The organism is Caballeronia sordidicola (assembly GCF_002220365.1).
Lineage (GTDB): Bacteria > Pseudomonadota > Gammaproteobacteria > Burkholderiales > Burkholderiaceae > Caballeronia > Caballeronia sordidicola_C.
On sequence record NZ_MTHB01000029.1, the window covers coordinates 33,621 to 54,331 of the forward strand.

Annotated in this window: 16 protein-coding genes and 1 pseudogene; 12 read left to right on the forward strand and 5 right to left on the reverse strand. The window is 58.5% G+C overall.

The window, feature by feature from the left end:
• The first annotated feature begins 382 nt into the window (after positions 1-382).
• The 3 genes from BSU04_RS04440 to BSU04_RS04450 all read left to right on the forward strand — a co-directional run bounded on the left by BSU04_RS04440 (position 383) and on the right by BSU04_RS04450 (position 3,108).
• A complete protein-coding gene (locus BSU04_RS04440) occupies positions 383-1,477 on the forward strand; it encodes a glycosyltransferase family 4 protein (protein WP_089159460.1) in 1,095 nt (364 codons plus the stop codon).
• A gap of 41 nt (positions 1,478-1,518) precedes the next feature.
• Positions 1,519-2,316, forward strand: coding sequence for a polysaccharide deacetylase family protein (locus BSU04_RS04445; protein ID WP_089159461.1), 798 nt, complete (start codon positions 1,519-1,521; stop codon positions 2,314-2,316).
• 159 nt (positions 2,317-2,475) lie between these two features.
• Positions 2,476-3,108, forward strand: a complete 633-nt coding sequence (locus tag BSU04_RS04450) for a histidine phosphatase family protein (protein ID WP_218827229.1) — start codon at positions 2,476-2,478, stop codon at positions 3,106-3,108.
• Positions 3,109-3,146: 38 nt separating this feature from the next.
• Here the strand turns inward: BSU04_RS04450 and BSU04_RS04455 are convergent, their stop codons facing one another.
• Together BSU04_RS04455 and BSU04_RS04460 are read right to left on the reverse strand one after the other, a co-directional pair.
• Entirely contained in the window at positions 3,147-3,707 is a 561-nt protein-coding gene (locus BSU04_RS04455) for a DUF4337 domain-containing protein (protein WP_089159462.1), read from the reverse strand.
• Positions 3,708-4,066: 359 nt separating this feature from the next.
• Positions 4,067-6,214 carry a DUF6600 domain-containing protein gene (locus tag BSU04_RS04460; protein WP_089159463.1) on the reverse strand — a complete coding sequence of 716 codons (2,148 nt, stop codon included), beginning with the start codon at positions 6,212-6,214 and terminating at the stop codon, positions 4,067-4,069.
• A 952-nt stretch (positions 6,215-7,166) separates the two neighbouring features.
• On the opposite strand from BSU04_RS04460, the gene BSU04_RS04465 reads away from it, so the two are divergent.
• Both BSU04_RS04465 and BSU04_RS04470 read left to right on the forward strand, forming a co-directional pair.
• A complete protein-coding gene (locus tag BSU04_RS04465) occupies positions 7,167-8,231 on the forward strand; it encodes an alpha/beta fold hydrolase (protein ID WP_179258202.1) in 1,065 nt (354 codons plus the stop codon).
• Positions 8,232-8,428: 197 nt separating this feature from the next.
• Positions 8,429-8,821: a VOC family protein gene (locus BSU04_RS04470; protein WP_089159465.1), complete on the forward strand. Its 393-nt coding sequence runs from the start codon at positions 8,429-8,431 to the stop codon at positions 8,819-8,821.
• A gap of 51 nt (positions 8,822-8,872) precedes the next feature.
• On the opposite strand, the gene BSU04_RS04475 is transcribed toward BSU04_RS04470, so the two are convergent.
• Entirely contained in the window at positions 8,873-9,313 is a 441-nt protein-coding gene (locus BSU04_RS04475; RefSeq protein ID WP_256982149.1) for a TIGR02594 family protein, read from the reverse strand.
• A 79-nt stretch (positions 9,314-9,392) separates the two neighbouring features.
• Positions 9,393-10,847, reverse strand: a complete 1,455-nt coding sequence (locus tag BSU04_RS04480) for an MFS transporter (RefSeq protein ID WP_089159488.1) — start codon at positions 10,845-10,847, stop codon at positions 9,393-9,395.
• Between the two features lie 386 nt (positions 10,848-11,233).
• Between BSU04_RS04480 and BSU04_RS04485 the strand changes: the two genes are divergently transcribed.
• The 5 genes from BSU04_RS04485 (at position 11,234) to BSU04_RS04505 (ending at position 15,226) form a co-directional block, all read left to right on the forward strand.
• Positions 11,234-11,758, forward strand: coding sequence for a 2,4'-dihydroxyacetophenone dioxygenase family protein (locus BSU04_RS04485; RefSeq protein WP_089159467.1), 525 nt, complete (start codon positions 11,234-11,236; stop codon positions 11,756-11,758).
• Positions 11,759-11,826: 68 nt separating this feature from the next.
• Positions 11,827-13,137, forward strand: a complete 1,311-nt coding sequence (locus BSU04_RS04490) for an MFS transporter (RefSeq protein WP_089159468.1) — start codon at positions 11,827-11,829, stop codon at positions 13,135-13,137.
• Positions 13,138-13,143: 6 nt separating this feature from the next.
• Positions 13,144-13,872, forward strand: a complete 729-nt coding sequence (locus tag BSU04_RS04495) for an SDR family NAD(P)-dependent oxidoreductase (protein ID WP_089159469.1) — start codon at positions 13,144-13,146, stop codon at positions 13,870-13,872.
• An 80-nt stretch (positions 13,873-13,952) separates the two neighbouring features.
• Entirely contained in the window at positions 13,953-14,780 is an 828-nt protein-coding gene (locus tag BSU04_RS04500) for an IclR family transcriptional regulator (protein WP_089159470.1), read from the forward strand.
• Between the two features lie 140 nt (positions 14,781-14,920).
• Positions 14,921-15,226: an NIPSNAP family protein gene (locus tag BSU04_RS04505; RefSeq protein ID WP_089159471.1), complete on the forward strand. Its 306-nt coding sequence runs from the start codon at positions 14,921-14,923 to the stop codon at positions 15,224-15,226.
• A 132-nt stretch (positions 15,227-15,358) separates the two neighbouring features.
• Here BSU04_RS04505 and BSU04_RS04510 read toward each other — a convergent pair whose 3' ends face one another.
• The gene (locus BSU04_RS04510) at positions 15,359-16,495 is read right to left on the reverse strand and encodes a porin (protein WP_089159489.1); all 1,137 of its coding nucleotides are present in this window, start codon (positions 16,493-16,495) and stop codon (positions 15,359-15,361) included.
• Between the two features lie 1,214 nt (positions 16,496-17,709).
• Between BSU04_RS04510 and BSU04_RS04515 the strand changes: the two genes are divergently transcribed.
• On the forward strand, positions 17,710-18,168 hold the full coding sequence (locus tag BSU04_RS04515; RefSeq protein ID WP_089159472.1) for a hypothetical protein: 459 nt from the start codon (positions 17,710-17,712) through the stop codon (positions 18,166-18,168).
• A 290-nt stretch (positions 18,169-18,458) separates the two neighbouring features.
• Positions 18,459-20,675, forward strand: a pseudogene (bamA, locus tag BSU04_RS04520) (outer membrane protein assembly factor BamA); the annotation flags it as partial.
• Positions 20,676-20,711 lie beyond the last annotated feature (36 nt).

Below are 20,711 nucleotides of genomic sequence, written 5' to 3' on the forward strand. Positions count from 1 at the left end.
TGCATCCTCTTAGCCTGCCGGCCGCATGGTCCACCGCTGACACTCGTACTCCAATACTAAGTTCCACGGCTTACACCCGACTCCACGTTCAGGCTCCTCGGGCCCCGATATTTCATTCTTAGTCCGAATGAATTCGCCCGCGATGATCTTCCGCGGTCAAGCATTCATTTATTCAGAATTCCATCAAAAAACGTGCTCGATCGCCGCGCAAACGTTTGCATTTCCACATGAGATCAATTCGCCTGACCGCAGGCTGGGTAAGGCTTTGTAACCTCTTCATTAACACCAGGTTTTTTTAAAACCGGCTGCTTTTTTCTTGGATTATTACGATATATTACGAGCGCTACAGAACGTTTACGTACTGCCGGGGAGCAGCGAACAGATGAAAGCATTGCGCATACTACATAGCGAGTCGTCCAGGGGTTGGGGCGGCCAGGAGCACAGGACGCTCAAGGAAATGATCGTATTGCGCTCCCGGGGCCACGCTGTGGAAGTCGTCTGCCCTGTCGATGCCCGCCTCGGGGTGCGCGCGAAGGAGGAAGGTTTCACCGTCCACCACGCGAGGATGAAAGGCGGCGCGGATGTCTCGTCCATGTTGACAATCAAGGCACTGCTGACACGCAGCAATTTCGACGTTCTCAACACGCATAGCGGACACGACAGTATTGTTGCGGGCACTGCGGGACGGCTCGCCGGCACGCCGCTCGTGGTTCGCACGCGCCACCTCGCTTTGCCCATCAGTTCGCTTGCCACCTACACGTGGATTCCGCATCGCGTCATCGCGGTGAGCCGCCATGTGCGCGAGTACCTGATTTCAGCCGGGGTATCGAAGAGCCGCGTTGAAACCATCTACGACGGCATCGTCAAGCCTCCGGCCCTTTCGCATTCCACGTTGCGCAGTGAACTCGGGCTCGGAGCAGACGCGATCATCGCAGGCATGGTTGCGATCGTGCGCGATAAGAAGGGCCACGAAGATCTGATCGATGCGGTGCGGCCCATGCTCGCTGAGCGCCCGAACCTGCATATCGTGATGGCCGGCGACGGGCCGTGGTTCGACAAGATCAAGAATATCGTCGACAGTCTGGGGATTAGCGATCGTATCCATCTACTAGGCTTTCGCACGGACATTCCCAATGTGCTGCGTGGCTGCGATTTTTTCGTGCTGCCGACGCATCAGGAAGCATTGGGGCAGTCCTATATAGAAGCTATGGCGGCAGGGTTGCCGGTCATCGGCACGGACGTCGACGGCGTGCCGGAGCTGATCACGCACGGCGTGAACGGCCTGCTCGTGCCGCCGCACGATATTGCAGCGCTGCGAGCTGCCATTGCCCGCCTGATCGATAACCCGAGGCTGCGCGTGCAACTCGGCGTTGCAGGGCGGCTCCTGACCGATGCCAGCTTTACGGTCGACGGCATGGCTGACGAAACCATCGACTTCTACGAGCGTGGCATCAACGAACGGCGGCTTAACGCGTGAGAAGGCAAGGCACAGCACAAGCGCATGCGGTGCCCGTACTGATGTATCACCACATCAGTACGTCACCGGGAATGATCACTGTCTCGCCCGATCGCTTTGCGGCTCAGATGGCCTATCTCGCGCAAGCGGGTTATCAGACAGTGGGGGCCGCGCAATTGAGTGCCTACCTGGCCGGCGGATCGTTGCCGGCAAAGTCGGTCGTGCTGACCTTCGACGACGGTTATCTCGACAATTGGGTGCACGCCCATCCTGTGCTGCAGCGGCACGGTTTTACCGCCCTGTGCTTTCTGGTCACTAGTTGGCCCGGCGACGGCGCGCCACGCGTTCACGCGCACTCGGGCGGCGAACTTCCCGAGTTGCTTGGGCATCGTGAAGGGGAACTGGCTATCGAGAGGGGCGAAACGGACCGCGCCATCCTGCGGTGGTCCGAGATCGATGCAATGCGTCGCGCGGGGACGTTCGAATTTCATAGCCACACGCATAGCCATGTGCGCTGGGATAAGGTTGCGCGCAACCGCGAAGAGAAATGTGCGGCGCTAAGGCGTGACCTCCTCGCTGCGCGTGCAGAACTCGAGACGCGTATGGGTGAGGTCTCTGACCACCTGTGCTGGCCTCAAGGCTTCTACGACGACGACTACCGGCAAGTCGCCCGCGAAACCGGTTTTAGACACTTCTACACGTGCGAGATGGCCCCCAACATTCGCGGGGCGAAAGAAGCCGGCGAACGATCGATTTATCGGCTGGAGGTGCGGGACCGGCCGCCGTCATGGCTTGCATCAAGGTTGTGGGTGCATAGCCGGCCAGCCCTGAGCCGAGCTTATCTTGCAGTGAAGCGGTAGCGGATGATCGGTCGCTTCATGCGACTGCTTGCTCCCAGTGAGCGACCGCGCAATTTCGTAGCGTGTTTCACCTGGAAGCACGTCGTCCCACCTCGCTTAATAGCTGCCGGGCCGGGAATTGCTAGAATCGCGGCTCACACGCAACGTGGCCGACCCCTCATGAAAAATTGCAGCCGCCCGCCGTCAGGCGTCCTATCGCTGGTGCTCGCCATCATGGCGCTTGGGTCGATACCGGCCTGCGCCGCCAGCGACCAGGTTGAAACCATCGTCATGGTTCGGCACGGGGAGAAGCCCGCCGCCGGCCTCGGTCAGCTAAGTTGTCAGGGCCTGAATCGTGCGCTCGCGTTACCGAGAGTCATCGAAAGCAAATACGGCAAACCGGACTTCATTTTTGCGCCTGACCCCGCTAAGGAAAAGAACGATAGCGGCATCAAGTATGACTATGTCCGCCCTCTAGCGACAATCGAACCGACTGCGATTTATTTTGGTCTGCCGGTGAACGCATCGATTGGATTTTCAAGGACCGACGACCTGCATGCGACCCTGCTGGCCCCTCAATACAAAAGCAGTCTGGTTGTAGTCGCTTGGGAACATAAGATTATCGAGGCGCTTGCCCGCAAGATTGTCAGCGACGCCGGCGGCGATGCGGCGAGCGTGCCTCATTGGGCGAGCGCGGATTACGACAGCATTTATGTGCTGCGTATTACGCAAAGCGCGGACAAGGTCAACGCGATCTTCAGCGTTGACCATGAGGGCCTGAATCATCGCTCCGTGACCTGTCCGGGCGCCTAGCTAACGCCCCAGCCAAATAGCGAACCGGGCCTACGAGCTCAGATATTCAGGAACCCGAGAATCGACACGACGATCCCTGCGATACCCGCCAGCCCGGCGACAACGAACAGCTTGCGACTGCCTGTAAGCGATGTAATTGCCGCTAGTGAAATGGCCACGTTGATCAACGCTAACGCCTGACCGAACATGTGTTGCGGATGGCCCTTGCGCTCGGATTGCAGGTTGGCTTCTTCCACCTGCTTTTCCATGTCGTGCGCCTTGGCCTGGATCTCTTTCTTTCGAAGCTCGTATTTGGCGATCTGGTCGCGGTAGTACGCCTGCTTGTCAGGACCGGACAATTCAGCGGCAAGCTCCATCAGATGACCCTTGCTGGATTGCGCCTGATACAGATTCCATTCATCGCTGGTTTTGCTTTGCAGCAGCACAGCGTCGTTCTTGAACAGCAGGGACTGCGTTTGCAAAACCCCCTCCTCGTAGTGCAAGAGGCCCGAGAGCGCCGCGAGAATGGCGGTGAATACAGCAACCCAGCGGGATAAAGGATCACCCGAATGCGCTGCATGTTCAACCGCATGCTCGTGAGGGGCATTTTCATTCGACATGGATCAGGTTTCCGCCGTTAAGACTGGTTATTCGCGTGGCAATGGGAGTTTGGTGCCGCTCCCGCAAGGCAATGACGCGTGTCCTGCCAAGGGAGGTCCGCGATTATCGCAGCGCTTGGTGATGCGACAAAAAAGGCTTTAGCGCTGGAGATCAGGAAACAGGCTTATAGGTTCACGCCTGGTGTTACCTGCATGCCGTCAGCGACCCCATGCCTGTCAGTCAACGCGCTTAGCGTCTAGCGCGCGGTTGGCGATACCGACCAAAGGCACGCCCCGGGGAGCACAACGCGGGCCGCAATTGGCGCCCGCCCCGGCTCGACATGCGCGCTTTGGCGGGAAGCCGTCAGCAAATCACAAGCTCACTTCGGTTGCTCGTCGTGATGCTCACCACCCTTGGCTGCCGGCGGATGCGGTTCCTGGCGTGGTTCCTGACGTGGTTCCGGACGTGCTTCCGGACGCGGATGCTCCGGCTCCGCGCGATGCGCTTCCTGCTGAACCGGTGGACGAGCAGGCTGTGGCCTTTCCGCATGCGAGACCGGCGGTTCGACCGGACGCGCGTGCTGCACTTCATGCTCCTCGGCACGAGGCGCGGCTTCCGGCACGGCATGCTGTTGCTGAGCGTTCGGCGCATGCATGGCTTGCTCTTGCCGGGGCGCTTGCGGCTCGTTCTGAGCCGGACGCTCGGCATGGACCGCGGGCTCATGGCCAGCGTTTACGCCGGCCGGACGCGGCGCGACATTTTCAGCGGCTGCAGGTGCCCGCTGCTGCACGGCTTCGGCGGGATGGGCACCTTGCGGCGGCCGCACTTCTTCGCGCGGAGCATTCGCTTGAACGTTCCTGGCTGGCGTGCCTTGCGCTCCGACAGGACGAGCCTGTGCCCGGTTCACCAATCGATAACCTTGCGGCGAAGGCGCCGCAGACGCGCCTTGGTTCAACGGACGTGTGAAGGCCGCGGGTACGGTCGTGCGCACGATCGGCTCACCTGCGCCAGCGACGCGAGCTCCGCTGCTGGCGAAGTGTTGCGCGAGCGTGTCCCGGTATGCCGCTGGAACAGCCGGTGCGCGGGTAGCGACCACTTGACGTTGCATGGCCATCGCGGGCGCACCTGCAGAAGCGGGTCGCATCCCGCCCGTGAAGCTTCCTCTTACCGGTGCGATACCGGGCATGCCTGCCCCAATCTGCGCGCCGCCAATTTGTTGTGCTGTCAGCCTGCGCGATGCCTGCGCCACCTGCTGGCCCTGCACAAACGTGTTCGCCGGCACGGCCGTAATAGCACCCGGCACACGCTGGTTGATATAGGTGTTGTGAACGTTCGTGATGTTGTTGACGATGGTCGTGTTGTGCACATTCGTGATGTTCACGCTGTTGACCCGGTTGTAATAGCTTGGGCTATAACCCGAGCCCGGGTGCCACGGCTCGTGCGGCCCCAATGCAAACCATGCAACCCCAACGCCCACTGCACCGCCGATCGCCAGGTCGACGCCCCAATGCGAACCGCCTCCGCCGCCAACAAAGGCCACGAGCGCCGGCGCATACACCGGCTGCGCGACGACCACGGGTCCCGGAACCCACGCCCAAGCATCGCCCAGATGCGCCCAGCGACCATAGTGGAAAGGAGCGAAGCCCCAGGGGGCATCGTCTATCCAGGTCCAGCCCCACGGCGCAATCCACGTCCAATGGCCTTGGTGATAAGGCGCCCATTGCGCCGTTACTGCAACCGTCGGGACCCATACTTCACCGTAGTTCGGGTCGCTGCGCCACGTGCCGTTCGCATCCAGGTCTTCGTAACCGGGAATTTCTCGCGATACGTATCGTGCGGAGGCCGAACCATCTTCCAAACGATCACGGCTGATGACCCATTGATCGAAGGCGTCGAGAGCCGGCGCCGGTCCGCTTGCCTGTTGCTGGAGGTTCACGCCGATGAACGTGATCTGCTGGCCTGCGGTCATTTGAAATACACCGCCGTCGCCATAAAGGTTGGCAGTGCCGCTTCGCAGCGTCACGGTGGTCGAGTTACCGTCGGGCGCCACGTCTACACGAAATTCGCCCGGGCTCGACGCCTGCATCGCGACGTTCGGGGTATCTATTTCGACGCTCTGTCCGGGGGGCAGTGCCCTCACCCGCGTGGAAAGTGCACCTTGCGTTACCTTCAATTGCAGGTTCTTGTCATCTATATCGACAATGCTCAAGGCCGTCTGCTGACTCAGCCGTAACGCGGTCGAGCCGACGTGCAGTTCGCCTCGCGCACCACTGTCTGCCCACAACTGATCGCCGGTGGTAAGCGGACGATTCAATTCGGCATAAGCCCAGTCGGTTGCACCGGCGGGTTCCATGGTCACGCTGCCGTCGAAGTAGTTAAGACGGGCGACGCGGCCCGGGGGATCGATTGCGGATGCTGCCGACGCGGTAGGTGACGGGACGGATTGAGCCCATCCTGGCGAGACCACCGCTAACAACGCAATGGCAGAAAGGACTGCTGCATGGGTGCGGCGCAAGCTTACCTTCATGGTGCAATCTCCGGTTAGTTTTCAGTTTGTCAGGTTAGCTTCGACCTAAGACACGCACTGTCTAACGCAGGTTTGCCACCGATGGATGACACACTTCACATTACATACATTCCGTTGCAAACGATGACGTGACATTTACAAAGAACGCATGGCGGACTTAAGACGCCGAGGTTATCGACCGCAAATAAGCTGGATGGCTAAAGCCATTTTATTAATATTTGTAAGGACAGCATGAGCGGTCGGTCGATCGCCGGCCTAATGCTTATACAGCGTTAGGCCGACATGCAAAAGCCCGATGAGCATTTAGCGCGTTCAGGATCGTGCGAATATTGCGGCCAACCGAATTGAAAGGTTTGCTGGCGCACTCATTGACCAGGGCGCTTCTTTAGTCAAATTCCCAGCTTCTTTGGTTAGCGTGGTTAGACACGCGCCTTTGTAATTCGACGCGTCAGCAAAATTACTAACGCAGGTGCTACGGCGAAGCTTGCGAACAACCATGCAGAGGCCGATTGCGCAATAGACGGCGCCCAGCGCCGTGCCTCCATACAGAAGACCCCGTTTTCTCGTCGTTTTTCTCGCTACTCTCAGGCCACCCTGCTTAAGCGTGGCTCGCCTCTCACGAACGTCCTTACAGCGACGGATTTCTCGATCCTGTACGTTTAATGCAGTGTGCCTGCCAAGATGCTCCAGCAAACCGGCAAGCAGATTCAAGCGTGACTCCCTTTCAACGCTTTCGACTGCAGGCTTGATTGCTCATTCTAATATCTGCATATCTGCATGCTGCAGAGTCAGTATGTATCGGCTCAATCCATGATATGCAAGCTTCGTTTAACTCTCAGGGAAGTGCATGAGACTAGCGCTTTTATTTACCTTGCTATGCAGCGTCGCATTCGGCCTGACGATCCCCCACAAAGTCAGTGCTCAAGCCATAAATGCGCCAGCGAAAAGCCTCGTGCTTTCCCCTGACATGCGAGGCGCAGTTGAACACCGCGGATCAATCATCCTGGCTGGCTACGATCCAGACCGCGAGACCGGTCCAGTCAAGCCGGTCCGGGCTACGCCGGCCGAGCAGTTCGACGTTGAAACAGCATCCGGCAACGGCACCGTTCCCGTGTATTCAACCATCCCGCTGAATACCAACGCTGCGGGTATTGAGCGAGTTGTCATCGTCGTGCATGGGGAGAGCCGCAACGCGAAATCGAACTGGTCCTCAACCGTTGAGGCGGCAAGGATGGCGGCGGTGACTGGAACAACCTTGATCGTCGGCCCTCAGTTCCTGGTCCCGCAAGACATCACCGCCCACAAGCTGCCTGCTACCGTGTTGCGCTGGAAGATGCATGACTGGTCGCGCGGCTGGCCGGCACTATCGCCCGTGCCTGTTAGCGGATTCGAGGTACTTGATCGTCTACTAGGCCACTTTGCGGACCGTACGCGATACCCGGACTTGCGCACCGTTGTACTTGTGGGCCACTCGGCGGGGGCGCAACTCGTGCAACGATACGCAGCCGTTGGACACGGCGAGCAAGCGTTGACCGCGCTAGGAATACACACCCGTTATGTGGTGGTGGAACCCAGTAGTTTTCTCTATTTCGACGCCCTCCGGCCATCCGCCGCAGGGGGCTTCAAAGCGGTCGATCCGGCTACCTGTCCTGGCGCCACCCAGTGGCGTTATGGCCTGGATAACGCGCCGCCGTATGTAAGCGGTCAATCCGCGCAAGCCGTTGAGGCAGCGTACGCCGCGCGCGATGTTGTCTACCTTGCTGGGACCGCGGACAACGACCCGGATCACAGGGAACTGGACCGATCCTGCGGGGGCGAACTGCAAGGATCCGACCGCCTTAGCCGCAGCGTTTCCTATATGAACTACATGCGCATGCGGCACCCGACGAATTTGCATCAGAGTCTTGTGCTGGTGCCGGGCGCGGATCACGATTCGAAACACGTTCTGGCGAATAGATGCAGCTTGCCGGTGCTCTTTTCCGACAGCCACGACTTCCCGTGTGCATCCAATCCCTGACCTGATTCGCTAGCTGTATGAAGGCTTAGCGTAGAAACGCCCGCGCCCTGCGAAACTCGTCACCGCCTGAGCGCGGGTTGCGGCGGCTACCAGACAAAGCCGCATTCGATGAGCTCGCGCTACGGCTTGCCATCGGGCAGCGCCAGCGGGATCATGCGCTCATTCGCTTGTCACCCACCGTTAGAAGGAATGGCCAGATGTTTTCACACGTCCATGTAGGGGTTACCGACTTTCCTCGTGCTTTCCGTTTCTACTCGCCGATCATGGAAACGCTAAGGCTGCCATTAAAATTCCGCGACGATAACGAACAGTGGGCCGGCTGGGTCGCGGCCGACGCGCCGCGGCCTCTATTCCTGATCGGAACGCCATTCGATGGAAACACTGCCAGCCCCGGCAACGGACAGATGACTGCCCTTCTTGCGCACGACCGCAACACCGTCGATCAATGCCACGCCATCGCACTGGCGAACGGAGGCATGTGCGATGGGCCGCCGGGCTTGCGGCCGCACTATCACCCGCATTACTACGGTGCCTACTTTCGTGACCCCGACGGCAACAAGATCTGCGTGTGCTGCCACGATCCCGCCTGAGCGGAATATCGATCCGTGTACGTCTTGCGAGGCGGACCCGGAGGAACCATGTCAGATAGACTCAGGCCAGCGGTAACCCAGCACCGACTCCAACGGATAGTCAAGCTCGCGTACTTCTCCAAGCTGATTACCGCCGAAGAGGTAAATGGATTCGGTGTCGTGGCGAAGATAAAAACCGACATGCCCCTTCCAACTGGCGGGATCGTCACGGCACAAGACAACGACGCAACCGTAAGCGGGGCCGTCCAAGGCCCGGCCCCACTCAAGCCAGGAACGCGCAAGCGCGGACCCCGTACCACGCTGGCCGGTATTCGCAAGACACCAATTCAGGAAAGACGAACACCACGAGATTTTGTCGTCGTAGCCCACCAGATTGGTGTGCGCGTTGTATTCGACAATACGCGGATTACTCTCTCCCGGGCCTAAGCGCCTAACCCCACGCTCGGAGAAAGCCAGGGACAACCACGCGGGTGTATCGATTTCATTAGCCATACCTACGATCATTCTCCGCTGTACGCCGAACTCAAGGGGCTACTGCAATGCCCTCCTCCTCAACTGGCCCATTCGCGTCCTAACTGCCCCTTCGCGGCACATTCTGCCGCATAGATCCTCCGCCTACGCTTTGCCCCGCGTCGCGCGCAACCTTGAAGTAACCCCATACGGAGAGCAGCGTCAGCAAGCCGGCGAACAGGAACGCGAGCCGGAAGTCGTCGAGCGTGAAATGCATACCTTCTGCACTAGCCGTCTCGCCGTTAAGCAGCGCGGCGGCCCGCAAGGCGACGGCGCCATAGGCAATGCCTAGCCCTATCGTCATCTGTGCAGCCGCACTCCATAGTGTGCTCGCGGCGCTCATTTGCGGGGCACCTACGTCGGCATAAGCGAGCGTCGCCAGCAACGAAAACTGCATGGAACGCGCCACACCATAGACGAATACCACGATCAAGACCCACGCCAGCGGAGACAAAGGCGTAAGGAGGCCGCATATGATCGTAAATATGCCCGCTGTCGCCACGGCGACAATCGAGACGTACCTGAAGCCGAAACGCCGCAAAATTCGCGTGGTCAGCGCTTTCATGCCGAGATTGCCCAGCGCACTGGCAAGCAGCAACAGACCCGACTTGAAAGCAGAAAGACCGAAGCCGATCTGGAATAGCAACGGCATCAAATACGGCACAGCGCCAATGCCGATACGCGTCAGCGAACCGGTCAGGACGGTTACCGAATAGGTCGGAATCTTAAGGGTCGAAAAATCGATCAGCGGATGCGGATGACCCGACGCATAGCGAACCGCGGCAAAACCAACCACGAGGCCGGCCAGGACTACGCCCCCAGCAATCCATGGACTGCTGCCGGGCTGGCTGGCAAGTTCGGCGCCGTAGAGAATGGCGGTCAGGGCTGCGCCGCTAAGCACAAGGCCGACTATATCCAGAGGCTTGCGCTCAGCGCCGCGCAGGTTCGGGACCAGCATGGCGACCGCTACCAACGCACAGATTCCGAACGGCACGTTCAACAGGAAAATCCAACGCCATGTCGCGTAAGTCGTGATGAAACCGCCAACGGGCGGCCCGATCACTGGTGCGGCAATGGCAGGCCACGTGATGGTGGAGATGGCTTGCATAAGGCGGCTTTTCTCCGTACTACGGACCACGATCAGTCGCCCTACCGGCACCATCATCGCGCCGCCTGCCCCTTGCAGCAAACGCGCTGCCGTGAACTCGGCAACCGAGTTCGATAAGCCGCATAACACCGAAGCAATCACGAACACGACGATCGCGCTAAAGAACACCGTGCGTGAGCCGACTCGATCAGCCACCCAACCGCTTACCGGAATAAAGATCGCCAGCGCGAGCATGTAGGCGGTCATCCCGATGCTCAGCGCATTCGGTCCAACACCAAACGAATGTGCCATCTGCGGCAACGCGGTCGCGATGACCGTGGTATCCAGATATTCCATGAAGAACGTTCCCGCGACTATGTAAGGCAGCCAGCGAGTGACAGAGGATGTTGGCAACGAACTGTTGCTCATCGAGAATCCCGGGTTGAGCGGCGACGTCGCCTTGGGCGACGCGCGATAGTTGAGATTGACGCTTTTGCAGCGCCGATAGATCCAGCGATATCGTAGGGCCTTGCGCAAGATACGCAGTTGGATACGCGTTAACCCGCTCGGCATTATCGCGTAACACTCAGCGATATGTCATGGGCCATGGACGCGTTCGGCGGCCCGGCATCACGGCGGATTCAGTCCTTGCATTGTCGAAAGCTTCGCGACCAAGGGTCTTTTCAGCGGACCTACGTAAGGAAAATTCATGACGCACCGCACGATCAGCGCCTCTTGACAGAGAGGGTTCGCATGAAGAATAGTGTGTCCACAAAATGATTGATATATCCACAATATGGACAAGGAGCTAGCTCATGGCAGAGGCTAAACCCGCGGACGCAATGACGCCGTATCAGCTTCCATTCCCTAAAGAAGCGGCCAAGGAGATCGTGGTTGAATCGGCGATCCCTAAAGACGAACGCCTTTGGGTCCCTCAAGCTGAGAACGTCTGGTTCCGCCCGTTGTGCCTGAATGTCTCGACCGGGTACTGGATGAATCTGCTGCGCGTGCGCAAATCCGGCGTGTTAAGCCGGCACCGGCATCCGCAAGCGGTGCACGGCATGGTACTCAAGGGCCGCTGGCGTTATCTCGAACACAATTGGGAAGCCACCGAGGGCAGCTATGTATTCGAGCCGCCCGGTGAAACCCATACGCTATATGTGCCTGAAGACGTAGAAGAAATGATCACCTACTTCCAGGTCAATGGCGTGATGTTCTATTGTGATCCGTATGGCAACTACACCGGCTACGAAGACGTTTTCACCAAGGTCGACATGTGCCGCAGGCATTTTTCATCGGTAGGGTTGGGAGAAGATTTCGTCGACCAGTTCATCCGTTAAGCCGGAGCAAAACTTAACACCCGCAGCACCTTCCACCCAGACTCTCAACGAGCACCGGAGGAGACACCATGTTGCAGAAATCGCCGCGCCTCAAGCGCATTCAGGTGGTCGCAATCACATTCCTGACACTGGCCGGGATCGTGAATTATCTCGACCGGAGCACGCTTTCCATAGCGAATCATTCGGTTAGCCAGGAACTTGGGCTGTCCGCATCGCAGATGGGCTTGCTGCTGTCCGCCTTCTCATTCGCCTATGCGTTTTCGCAGTTACCCATCGGCATTCTGCTTGATCGTTTCGGCGCACGCGTGATGCTCGGCCTGGGCATGTTCGTGTGGTCAGCCGCGCAATTGTGCGGTGGTCTTGTGACGAGCCTGCCCCAGTTCCTGGTCGCGCGGGTCGCGCTTGGTATTGGCGAGGCGCCGAATTTTCCTGCCGGTGCAAAGGTGGTCAGCGAATGGTTCGGCGTGCATGAGCGCGGCCGTCCGACAGGCATCTTCATCACGTCATCGACCATTGGACCTGCTCTTGCACCGCCCGTTCTCACCGTGCTCCTGCTGACCTTTGGCTGGCGCACCATGTTCATCGTCATGGGCGTGCTTGGCATCGCGGTGTCGATTGGCTGGTACCTCGCGTACCGTGATCGCCGCAACATCCCCCTCGATTCTCAAGAGGTCGCCTTCCTGACCCAGGGAGAACCGGAGCAGCGCGCCGATCGCCGCATGACCATGCGGGAATGGCGCGCGTTGTTCAGTAAATCGACCACATGGGGCATGATCTTCGGCAACATGGGTGTGATCTATATGGTGTGGCTTTATCTCACCTGGCTGCCCGCGTACCTCGAGCATGAACGCCACCTGACCATTGCGCATACAGGCTGGCTCGTATCGATTCCCTACCTCTTCGGCACGCTTGGAATGCTGTCCAGCGGATTCGTAGCCGATGGCCTGATGGCGCGCGGCATGGCGCCCATGAGAAGCCGCAAGTGGCCGATCTGCGTCGGCTTGCTGGGCGCTGCGCTCTTCACGGTACCAGCGGCGTTCACCCCGAACCTGACGCTTGCAATGATCTATCTTTGCGCCGCCATGTACTTCGTCAACATGGCAAGCGGTGCGTGCTGGGCATTGGCGACTGTCGCAGCCCCTCGTCACATGGTGGCCTCGCTGGGCAGCATTCAAAACTTCGGCGGGTATTTCGGCGGTTCATTTGCCCCGTTCATCACGGGCATTGTTGTGGATAAAACGCATTCCTTCGTCAACGCGTTCCTGATCAGCGCGGGCATCGCATTCGCCGCGGCGCTGGTTTATATATTCGTGGTGCGCACGAGAATCGAGGATAGCGAGACCGTCGTTTCGCCCGTTGCGCTATCGGACCTTCCCTGAGCGACCATGACCTTCCAGACCGATCTTTTCAAAGGTAAAACCGCCGTTGTGACTGGCGGCACGCAGGGCATTGGCGCCGGCATCGCCCAATGCTTCGCGGCGCTCGGAGCACGCGTGCTCGCTGCGGGCATCGCCCCGGCCGATGCTCAACGCGAGGCGCTAGGCCCCGAGATAGAAGTCGTCGAACTCGACGTCAGCGACGACGCGAGCGTAGCGTCGCTGATGGCGAGGGCCGACTCCATCGACATGCTAGTGAATTGCGCAGGCATGATCCGACGCGGCGATGAACTGGCTATCGACGTATTCGAACGTGTGATCGCCGTCAATCTAAGCGGGACAATGCGTGTCTGCGCCGCGGCACGCGAGCGGTTGAAGGCTAGCGAGGGATCGATCGTCAACACGGCGTCGATGCTGAGCTTTTTCGGCGGCGGTCTTGTACCCGCTTACAGCGCAAGCAAGGGTGGCGTGGTGCAATTGACCAAGTCGCTGGCCATTGCCTATGCCCCCGACAACATTCGCGTCAACGCAGTCGCGCCAGGCTGGATAGCTACGCCGCTTACACAGGCTCTGCAGGATAGCGACGATCGTTCGCAAGCAATTCTTGATCGCACGCCAATGAAACGATGGGGCCAGCCTCACGACGTCGCGCAAGTGGTGGCGTTCCTTTGCTCGCCAGCGGCGGCGTTCATGACCGGGGCGGTAGTCCCCGTCGATGGGGGTTATTTGGTTGTGTAGGGGGGCCCAATATAATCTCCGGCGCCTCGATCACTGCTTTTCAACACCACCGGTACACCGTCAAGTTCTCTCGGGAAGCCATGCCAAAACCACTTAAGTCCGCAATCGGACACTCACATGCGCAGCCCGTGCCGGACGATGCCAAGCCAACCGGCACCGCCGCGTTCTCCAAGTTCCTTGTGGTACTTCAGTGCATAGCCGACGCACCCGCGCCACCCGGCATCGCCCAGCTTACCGCTGCATCGAACTATCCAAGACCAACGGTTTACCGCATTGTCGGAGCCTTGATCGCCGAAGGCATGGTAGTCGAAACGCCGCGCGGTGGCAGTTATTCGCTAGGTCCTCGTTTGTTATCCCTGGCAAGCCGGAGCTGGGAGCGCTCCGACCTGCGCGTGGCCGCCAGCGAGGCGCTGCAGACCTTGCGCGACCTTACCCAGGAAACAGTTCATCTGGCGGTGCGCAGCGGTTCCGAAATGGTCTACATCGAAAAGCTCGAAAGTCCGCACGCCGTGCGCATGGCGTCGCGAATAGGAACACGCGTCACGCTGTATTCAAGTTCTGTCGGCAAAGCCTATTTGTCTTCGCTCAAGCGGCCGGATCGCGACGCGCTGCTTGCCAACCTGAACTTCGAGCGTTTCACGCCGAATACGATCGTTGAACGCACGGCGCTCGATGCCGAGCTCGATGCGACCCAGGCTCGCGGTTATGCGCAAGATCGCGAAGAAAACGAGGAGCAGATCTTCTGCTACGGCAGCGCGATCCTGGGAGCAAATGGCGAACCGATCGCATGCATCAGCATCAGCATTCCCCTCTATAGAAAAAGCGCGACGCCGCTGGAAACTTACATCGCGCCATTGAAGGACGCTTGCCGGGCGATCACCGAAGGGGTCGGCCCGGGATCACGCTAGGGGAACATTCATATCCGGTGCTTGGCAATAAAACCTACCTGATCAGCCGGTGCCCGCGCTTAGTGCGTCCCTCGAGAAAAGTCATTCATCAATGGACACGATATTATCCGATCGATCCTCTCTCCCTAAACGGACATACCATGATCACTTGCTACCTTCGCTACATGATCGACCCATCGAAACTCAAAGAATTCGAAGCCTATGGAAAGATGTGGATTCCATTGGTCGAGAAATTCGGTGGCCAGCATCATGGCTATTTCCTTCCGTCGGAGGGCGCGAACAATGTCGCGCTGGCGCTGTTCTCGTTTCCGAGCCTGACAACGTACGAAGGCTACCGTCAACAATCGCAGCTTGACCCGCAATGCCAGGCAGCATTCAAATATGCGGAAGAAACGCAGTGCATTGTCAGCTACGAGCGCAGCTTCTTTCGTCCCGTCTTCAGTTAACCGCAGACTGAAAATGGAAAAAGCCGGGAGAACTTCCCGGCTTAGCAAAGCATCCTGCCAAGCACACCGCGCTAAGTCGTGGCCTTCGTGTCGCTCACGCCAAAGGCTGCATTCATTCGCTTAGCGGTTCACTTAGAAGCGAGCACGCAAGCCGATGGTTGCAGCAACCTGGCTATTGGTCGACGACGCGCTCAAGCCGTTGATGTTGGCGGTCAAGCCCGAATCACCCGTACCGTTCACGTGCTGATACACGCCTTGCAGATAAACGTCAGTACGCTTGGACAGCGCATACGCCGTCTGCAGGGTCACCTGATTGTATTTCGGGCTGACCCCATCCAGGCTCGCATTGGTGAACGTGTAGGCACCCGACAGCGTCCACGCAGGCGTGAAGTTGTAGCGGCCGTTCACCTCATAATTGGTGAAGCGCGCGCCGCCACCTGCCAGGGCAATGCCGTTTGTCGTGCCGGAGGCCGACGCGCCAATACCCGTCAAGTCGCTCAACTGGGTCTGCGAGAACACAAAACCGACATTCGCTGCTCCGAACGCGTAGTTGACGCCCCCGCCGTAGGTGCGTTGACGGCCCGCTGCGAACGTAGCATCGGTGTTCACCGCGCCGGAGGAGTTCAACGTGGAGCCCGCGCTGTTGAGTTGCATGTAGCTGGCGGCGGCGGTCAAAGGACCATAGTTATATGACACGCCAAGGCTGTATGCGCGGTTGTCGGAGAACCCGCCCGCGTCGTTCGAGAAGCCATACAGGCCACCGAACCTGAAACCGCCATAGTTGACGCTCTGGTACTTGACCGAGTTGTCGATACGAAACGAATTGTCGAGGTTGTCGTTGTCGAACGGGTGAGCGGCCTGCGTGCCGCCGAACTGTGTGCCCGTAAGCGCCAGCGGGCCGACGTAGTCAACCATTGAGTCATACTGCCGGCCGAGGGTAATTGCACCCGCCTGATCACTCGACAAACCGACGAATGCCTGACGACCAAACTCCAGGCCGTTCTGCCCTAACTTGCCGGTGTCGATATTAAAGCCATTTTCCAAAGTGAAGATGGCCTTGAGACCGCCGCCCAAGTCTTCAGAGCCACGCAGGCCCCAACGGCTGCCGTTGACCTGGCCGCTAGTTGCCTGGACGTTCTTGCTGCCGCCCTGGTTGTTTGTGTAGGTGATGCCCGCATCAATCAGGCCATAGAGGGTCACGCTGTTCTGAGCGTGTGCCGCTCCGGCGAAGGTGCCGAAGACACCGAGAGCAAGAAGGGATTTCTTCATTTCAATTTCTCCGAAAATACGATTGAGCAACGCGGTCTGCCTGACCCAGTGCCAAGGGTTGCAAACACCGCGATCTCGTCAGATAAACGTGCATCGCTGCACGTACTGACCGACGTCGCCGTGCGTCGATCAGACGGGCACCATTAAACAGCAGCGTTTTGCGCGGGCTGTTGGAAGCGGACAACAAGCATCGTTACCAAGCGTTGCACTCGGCCAAAACGGTAACGTAATAATTTGCGAAAGACAGGGTGCCTCAGTGAATGCCCAAGCCCAGCGAAGCGTTCTCTGGCAAGGCATGCGCGGGTACTCCCGTGCAATGGCCGGCGAGACGCGAGGCGTGATCAATTGTGCGACGCGTACCCAGCGGTCATGAAGGGGAACATTCTGGAACAATTTGGTGATGCATAGAACGCCGTCAGGCGGCGCTCCATGTAAGGGGAGAAAGGTCATCGCTGCGCGCGTGCGCGCTGACGTTCTTAGTGTGCAACAGCATAATCGTTCTATCGTCAAACCAAGATGAAACGTGCGCATGGGATCGTGCTAAAGACGTTGACCCCATTGCTTCGCTAGTTAAGCCAAGCCGCGCTAATTCCTCACCTAGCATTTCACTGTGTCTCTAAGCACGAACTCCGTATTCGTCACGAACGACACCTTGAACTCCTTTCTCTCATGAGAAAGAGAAGCCACAGCATGCGGCAAACATGATCGGAGGCTTGAGCCACAAGCCTGAACGACCAGCCAACGTACCGCGCCCGTTACGGCGCCCTGCTGCTCAGCCGATGTACCCCCTATTTCCAGTGAGAAATGCGGTAATGAAGCCGTAACGCACCGCGTCATATAGCGAGCTACTTTAGTGACTCGTCTAGCGACTTGCACGCGAGGGCAGCAACCATGATGAAACACATTCTTTCCGCACAGGTTCTTGCAGCAGTGCTGCGAGCCAGTTCAACGCCGTTATCTTCGGAAATGCTGGTTGCCATGTCAGCGGGGCGACAACGCGCAACTTTCTTTCGCGATGGTTCCACCAGCGCCGCGTCCTTGCGGCGAAGCAGCCGCCGCTAACGCCGGGGATCTCCGTTGTCCGCTTGCGGACAAGGAACAGACGTCGCCGCATTTTCGAATCCGCTCGCAATCGAACCGCAAGGTAGCTAGCCTTTCACAAGGCCGCTGCCTGTCAATTCAATATCTTACGCAATAAATAAGGAATACATAGTATGCCGTTAGTGAAAGGAAAGATCGATCCTCAGCGCAGTCCGGCTCATGCTGAAGGGATCGAAAGGAACGCCCTGCCCGATCCCGTGCGGGTTGCTTCCATCGAGCGCATTGAGCTTGCACCCGACGGCCAACATATGGTGGTGCATAGCGACCGGTCGACCCTGACGTTCCACTACTCGGTATTTCGCGAACTGCTCGCCGTACTTCCCGCCGCGATCATGCAGTCAGAGCGAATGCTTCAGCGAACGCCGCACATCAACTTTGCGATGGGCTGCGAAGGATGGGAGCTCGGCGCGATCGATAACGGCAAAAGCCTCGTCCTTACGTTCCGGCTGCAAGGCGGCGCCGACGTTTCCTTTTGTCTTCCCCGGGAGCAGATCCCTCCCATGGTCGACGCGCTTATATCGGCAGCACGACTGGTTCAGATTCCAGCCCACGCGAGCGGCCCGTTGCAATAAACGGCTAATGCAACGCAGTTCCTGAGCATCCACGAGACACACGTCCAGGCCAGGCACGGCACCGGTCACGTCCGGAACGACGCCGAAAAGCGACGCGGAAAAGCAGCGCAACACATTCGGGCCGATATGCTCGTCAAGTACATCCAATGAAACTCAACTTCCGAACCTTCCGAACCTTCCGAACCTTCCGAACCTTCCGCACCTTAAGCACCTTAAGCACCGCTCACTCAGCCGTTGTCATCGCATTGAACGTGTTCCTTGCGCCGAGCGTCTACGCGGCGACCAGCAGTTTTGTCATCAACGACATACAGATCGAGGGCCTGAAGCGCATCGAACCGAGCTCGGTCTTCGCCTACGTCCCGCTCAAGCGGGGCGATGTCTTCTCGGACGACAAAGCGTCAGAAACCATTCGTGCTCTCTATGCAACCGGCTTCTTCGACGACGTTCAGGTCGAGACTCAAGGTAGTGTGGTCATTGTGAAGGTACAGGAGCGCGCTGCCGTCTCGTCAATCGACTTTGCTGGCATCCACGAGTTCGACAAGGACAACCTCACCAAAGCATTGCATTCGGTCGGCCTGTCGCAAGGCAGCACTTATGACAAAGCCCTTGTCAGTAAAGCCGAACAGGAACTGAAACGCCAATACCTGACGCGCGGTTATTACGCCGCCGAGGTCACCACCACGGTCACGCCGATCGACCGCAACAGGGTATCCATCCTGTTCTCGGTAACGGAAGGTCCGAGCGCGAAAATTCGTCAGATCAACTTCATGGGCAATCAGATTGCAAGCTCGTCGACGTTGCTCGACGAAATGCAGTTGTCGACCCCTAACTGGTTCTCCTGGTACACGAAGAACGACCTCTACGCGAAGGACAAGCTAACGGGGGATCTGGAAAAGGTGCGCTCGTATTACCTGAACCGCGGCTATCTGGAGTTCAACATCGACTCCACGCAAGTATCGATCTCGCCCGACAAGAAGGACATGTACCTGACCATCACCATTCACGAGGGCGAGCCGTACACCATCTCCAGCATCAGGCTTGGCGGCAACCTGCTCGATCGCAAAGCTGAGCTGCAAAAGCTCGTGTCGGTCCGCGCGGGCGAGCGTTTCTCAGCCGAAAAATTGCAGGCAACGACCCAAGGACTGGTAGACAAGCTGGGGGAGTACGGCTACGCGTTCGCCCAGGTCAATGCGCAGCCCGAGATTGACCAGGTCCATCATACGGTCGCGTTGACGTTGCAGGTCGATCCGGGACGCCGCGTGTACGTGCGCCGCGTGAACATCGAAGGCAACACCCGGACGCGCGACGAGGTGATACGTCGTGAAATGCGTCAGATCGAAAGCTCATGGTTCGACAGTAGCCGCGTGAAGCTCTCGAAGGAACGGATTGATCGGCTGGGCTACTTTACCAACACCGACGTAACCACGGTGCCGATTCCGGGTACCACCGACGAGGTCGACATTAACGTCAAGGTTGAAGAAAAACCAACGGGTGCAATCACGTTAGGCGCAGGCTATGACTCAAGCGACAAGGTCGTGTTGTCCGCGGGCGTGTCGCAGGACAACGTGTTCGGCTCGGGGACCACGCTGGCTGTCAACGTCAATACAGCGCAGACCTACCGGACCTTGTCGGTGACGCAAACCGATCCCTACTTTACAATCGATGGCATCAAGCGCATTACGGACATGTATTACAGGACCACCTACCCGCTCTACAACTTCAGCGACACGAGTTTTCGAATTACATCGATTGGCGCCGATATGAAGTTCGGCATACCGTTCTCCGAATCGGACGTGGTTTATTTTGGTGCCGGATTCGAGCAGGACCGGTTCAACACGGACTCGTCAACGCCACAAAGCTACCTGGACTATGTTGCTGAGTTCGGGCGCGTGGTGAACAACGTCCCGGTGACAGTCGGCTGGTCGCATGACGCACGCGACAGCGCGCTCATACCCAGCAAAGGCTATTTCCTCCAGGCTAACGGAGAGTTGGGAACACCGGCTGGAAATACCCAGTACTACAAATCAGATCTTCAAGCCCAGTACTATTACACGCCCTCCAGGGGTTTCATTCTCGGCCTGAATTTCCAGGCGGGTTATGGTCACGGCATAGGCGGCGATGCCTATCCGATCTTCAAGAACTACTACGGCGGAGGTATTGGCTCGGTGCGGGGCTATGAGTCCGGTTCGCTAGGGCCGCGCGACGCCACGACCAACGACCCGATCGGCGGGTCGAAGATGGTCGTCGGCAATATAGAAATGACCTTCCCCTTGCCAGGCACGGGATACGACCGTACCTTGCGCGTGTTTACCTTTGTCGATGGCGGCAACGTCTGGGGCGACGAGGGCAACAGTGTGGGCGCCAACGGCCTGCGTTACAGCTATGGCGCCGGACTTGAATGGATTTCCCCGATAGGGCCGCTCAAGCTGGACTTCGGTTTGCCGATCGTGCGGCACGCGGGAGACCAGTACCAGAAGTTCCAGTTTCAGATCGGCACGTCGTTTTAACCCGTGCGGTCAGCAGATACGCTCATCCGGTTCACG

What these genes read in the sequence shown, in the direction of transcription:
- BSU04_RS04440 (WP_089159460.1), top strand. Translation starts at nt 383, where the DNA reads ATGAAAGCATTGCGCATACTACATAGCGAGTCGTCCAGGGGTTGGGGC.
- BSU04_RS04445 (WP_089159461.1), top strand. Translation starts at nt 1,519, where the DNA reads ATGTATCACCACATCAGTACGTCACCGGGAATGATCACTGTCTCGCCC.
- BSU04_RS04450 (WP_218827229.1), top strand. Translation starts at nt 2,476, where the DNA reads ATGAAAAATTGCAGCCGCCCGCCGTCAGGCGTCCTATCGCTGGTGCTC.
- BSU04_RS04455 (WP_089159462.1), bottom strand. Translation starts at nt 3,707, where the DNA reads ATGTCGAATGAAAATGCCCCTCACGAGCATGCGGTTGAACATGCAGCG.
- BSU04_RS04460 (WP_089159463.1), bottom strand. Translation starts at nt 6,214, where the DNA reads ATGAAGGTAAGCTTGCGCCGCACCCATGCAGCAGTCCTTTCTGCCATT.
- BSU04_RS04470 (WP_089159465.1), top strand. Translation starts at nt 8,429, where the DNA reads ATGTTTTCACACGTCCATGTAGGGGTTACCGACTTTCCTCGTGCTTTC.
- BSU04_RS04475 (WP_256982149.1), bottom strand. Translation starts at nt 9,313, where the DNA reads ATGGCTAATGAAATCGATACACCCGCGTGGTTGTCCCTGGCTTTCTCC.
- BSU04_RS04480 (WP_089159488.1), bottom strand. Translation starts at nt 10,847, where the DNA reads ATGAGCAACAGTTCGTTGCCAACATCCTCTGTCACTCGCTGGCTGCCT.
- BSU04_RS04485 (WP_089159467.1), top strand. Translation starts at nt 11,234, where the DNA reads ATGGCAGAGGCTAAACCCGCGGACGCAATGACGCCGTATCAGCTTCCA.
- BSU04_RS04490 (WP_089159468.1), top strand. Translation starts at nt 11,827, where the DNA reads ATGTTGCAGAAATCGCCGCGCCTCAAGCGCATTCAGGTGGTCGCAATC.
- BSU04_RS04495 (WP_089159469.1), top strand. Translation starts at nt 13,144, where the DNA reads ATGACCTTCCAGACCGATCTTTTCAAAGGTAAAACCGCCGTTGTGACT.
- BSU04_RS04500 (WP_089159470.1), top strand. Translation starts at nt 13,953, where the DNA reads ATGCCAAAACCACTTAAGTCCGCAATCGGACACTCACATGCGCAGCCC.
- BSU04_RS04505 (WP_089159471.1), top strand. Translation starts at nt 14,921, where the DNA reads ATGATCACTTGCTACCTTCGCTACATGATCGACCCATCGAAACTCAAA.
- BSU04_RS04510 (WP_089159489.1), bottom strand. Translation starts at nt 16,495, where the DNA reads ATGAAGAAATCCCTTCTTGCTCTCGGTGTCTTCGGCACCTTCGCCGGA.
- BSU04_RS04515 (WP_089159472.1), top strand. Translation starts at nt 17,710, where the DNA reads ATGCCGTTAGTGAAAGGAAAGATCGATCCTCAGCGCAGTCCGGCTCAT.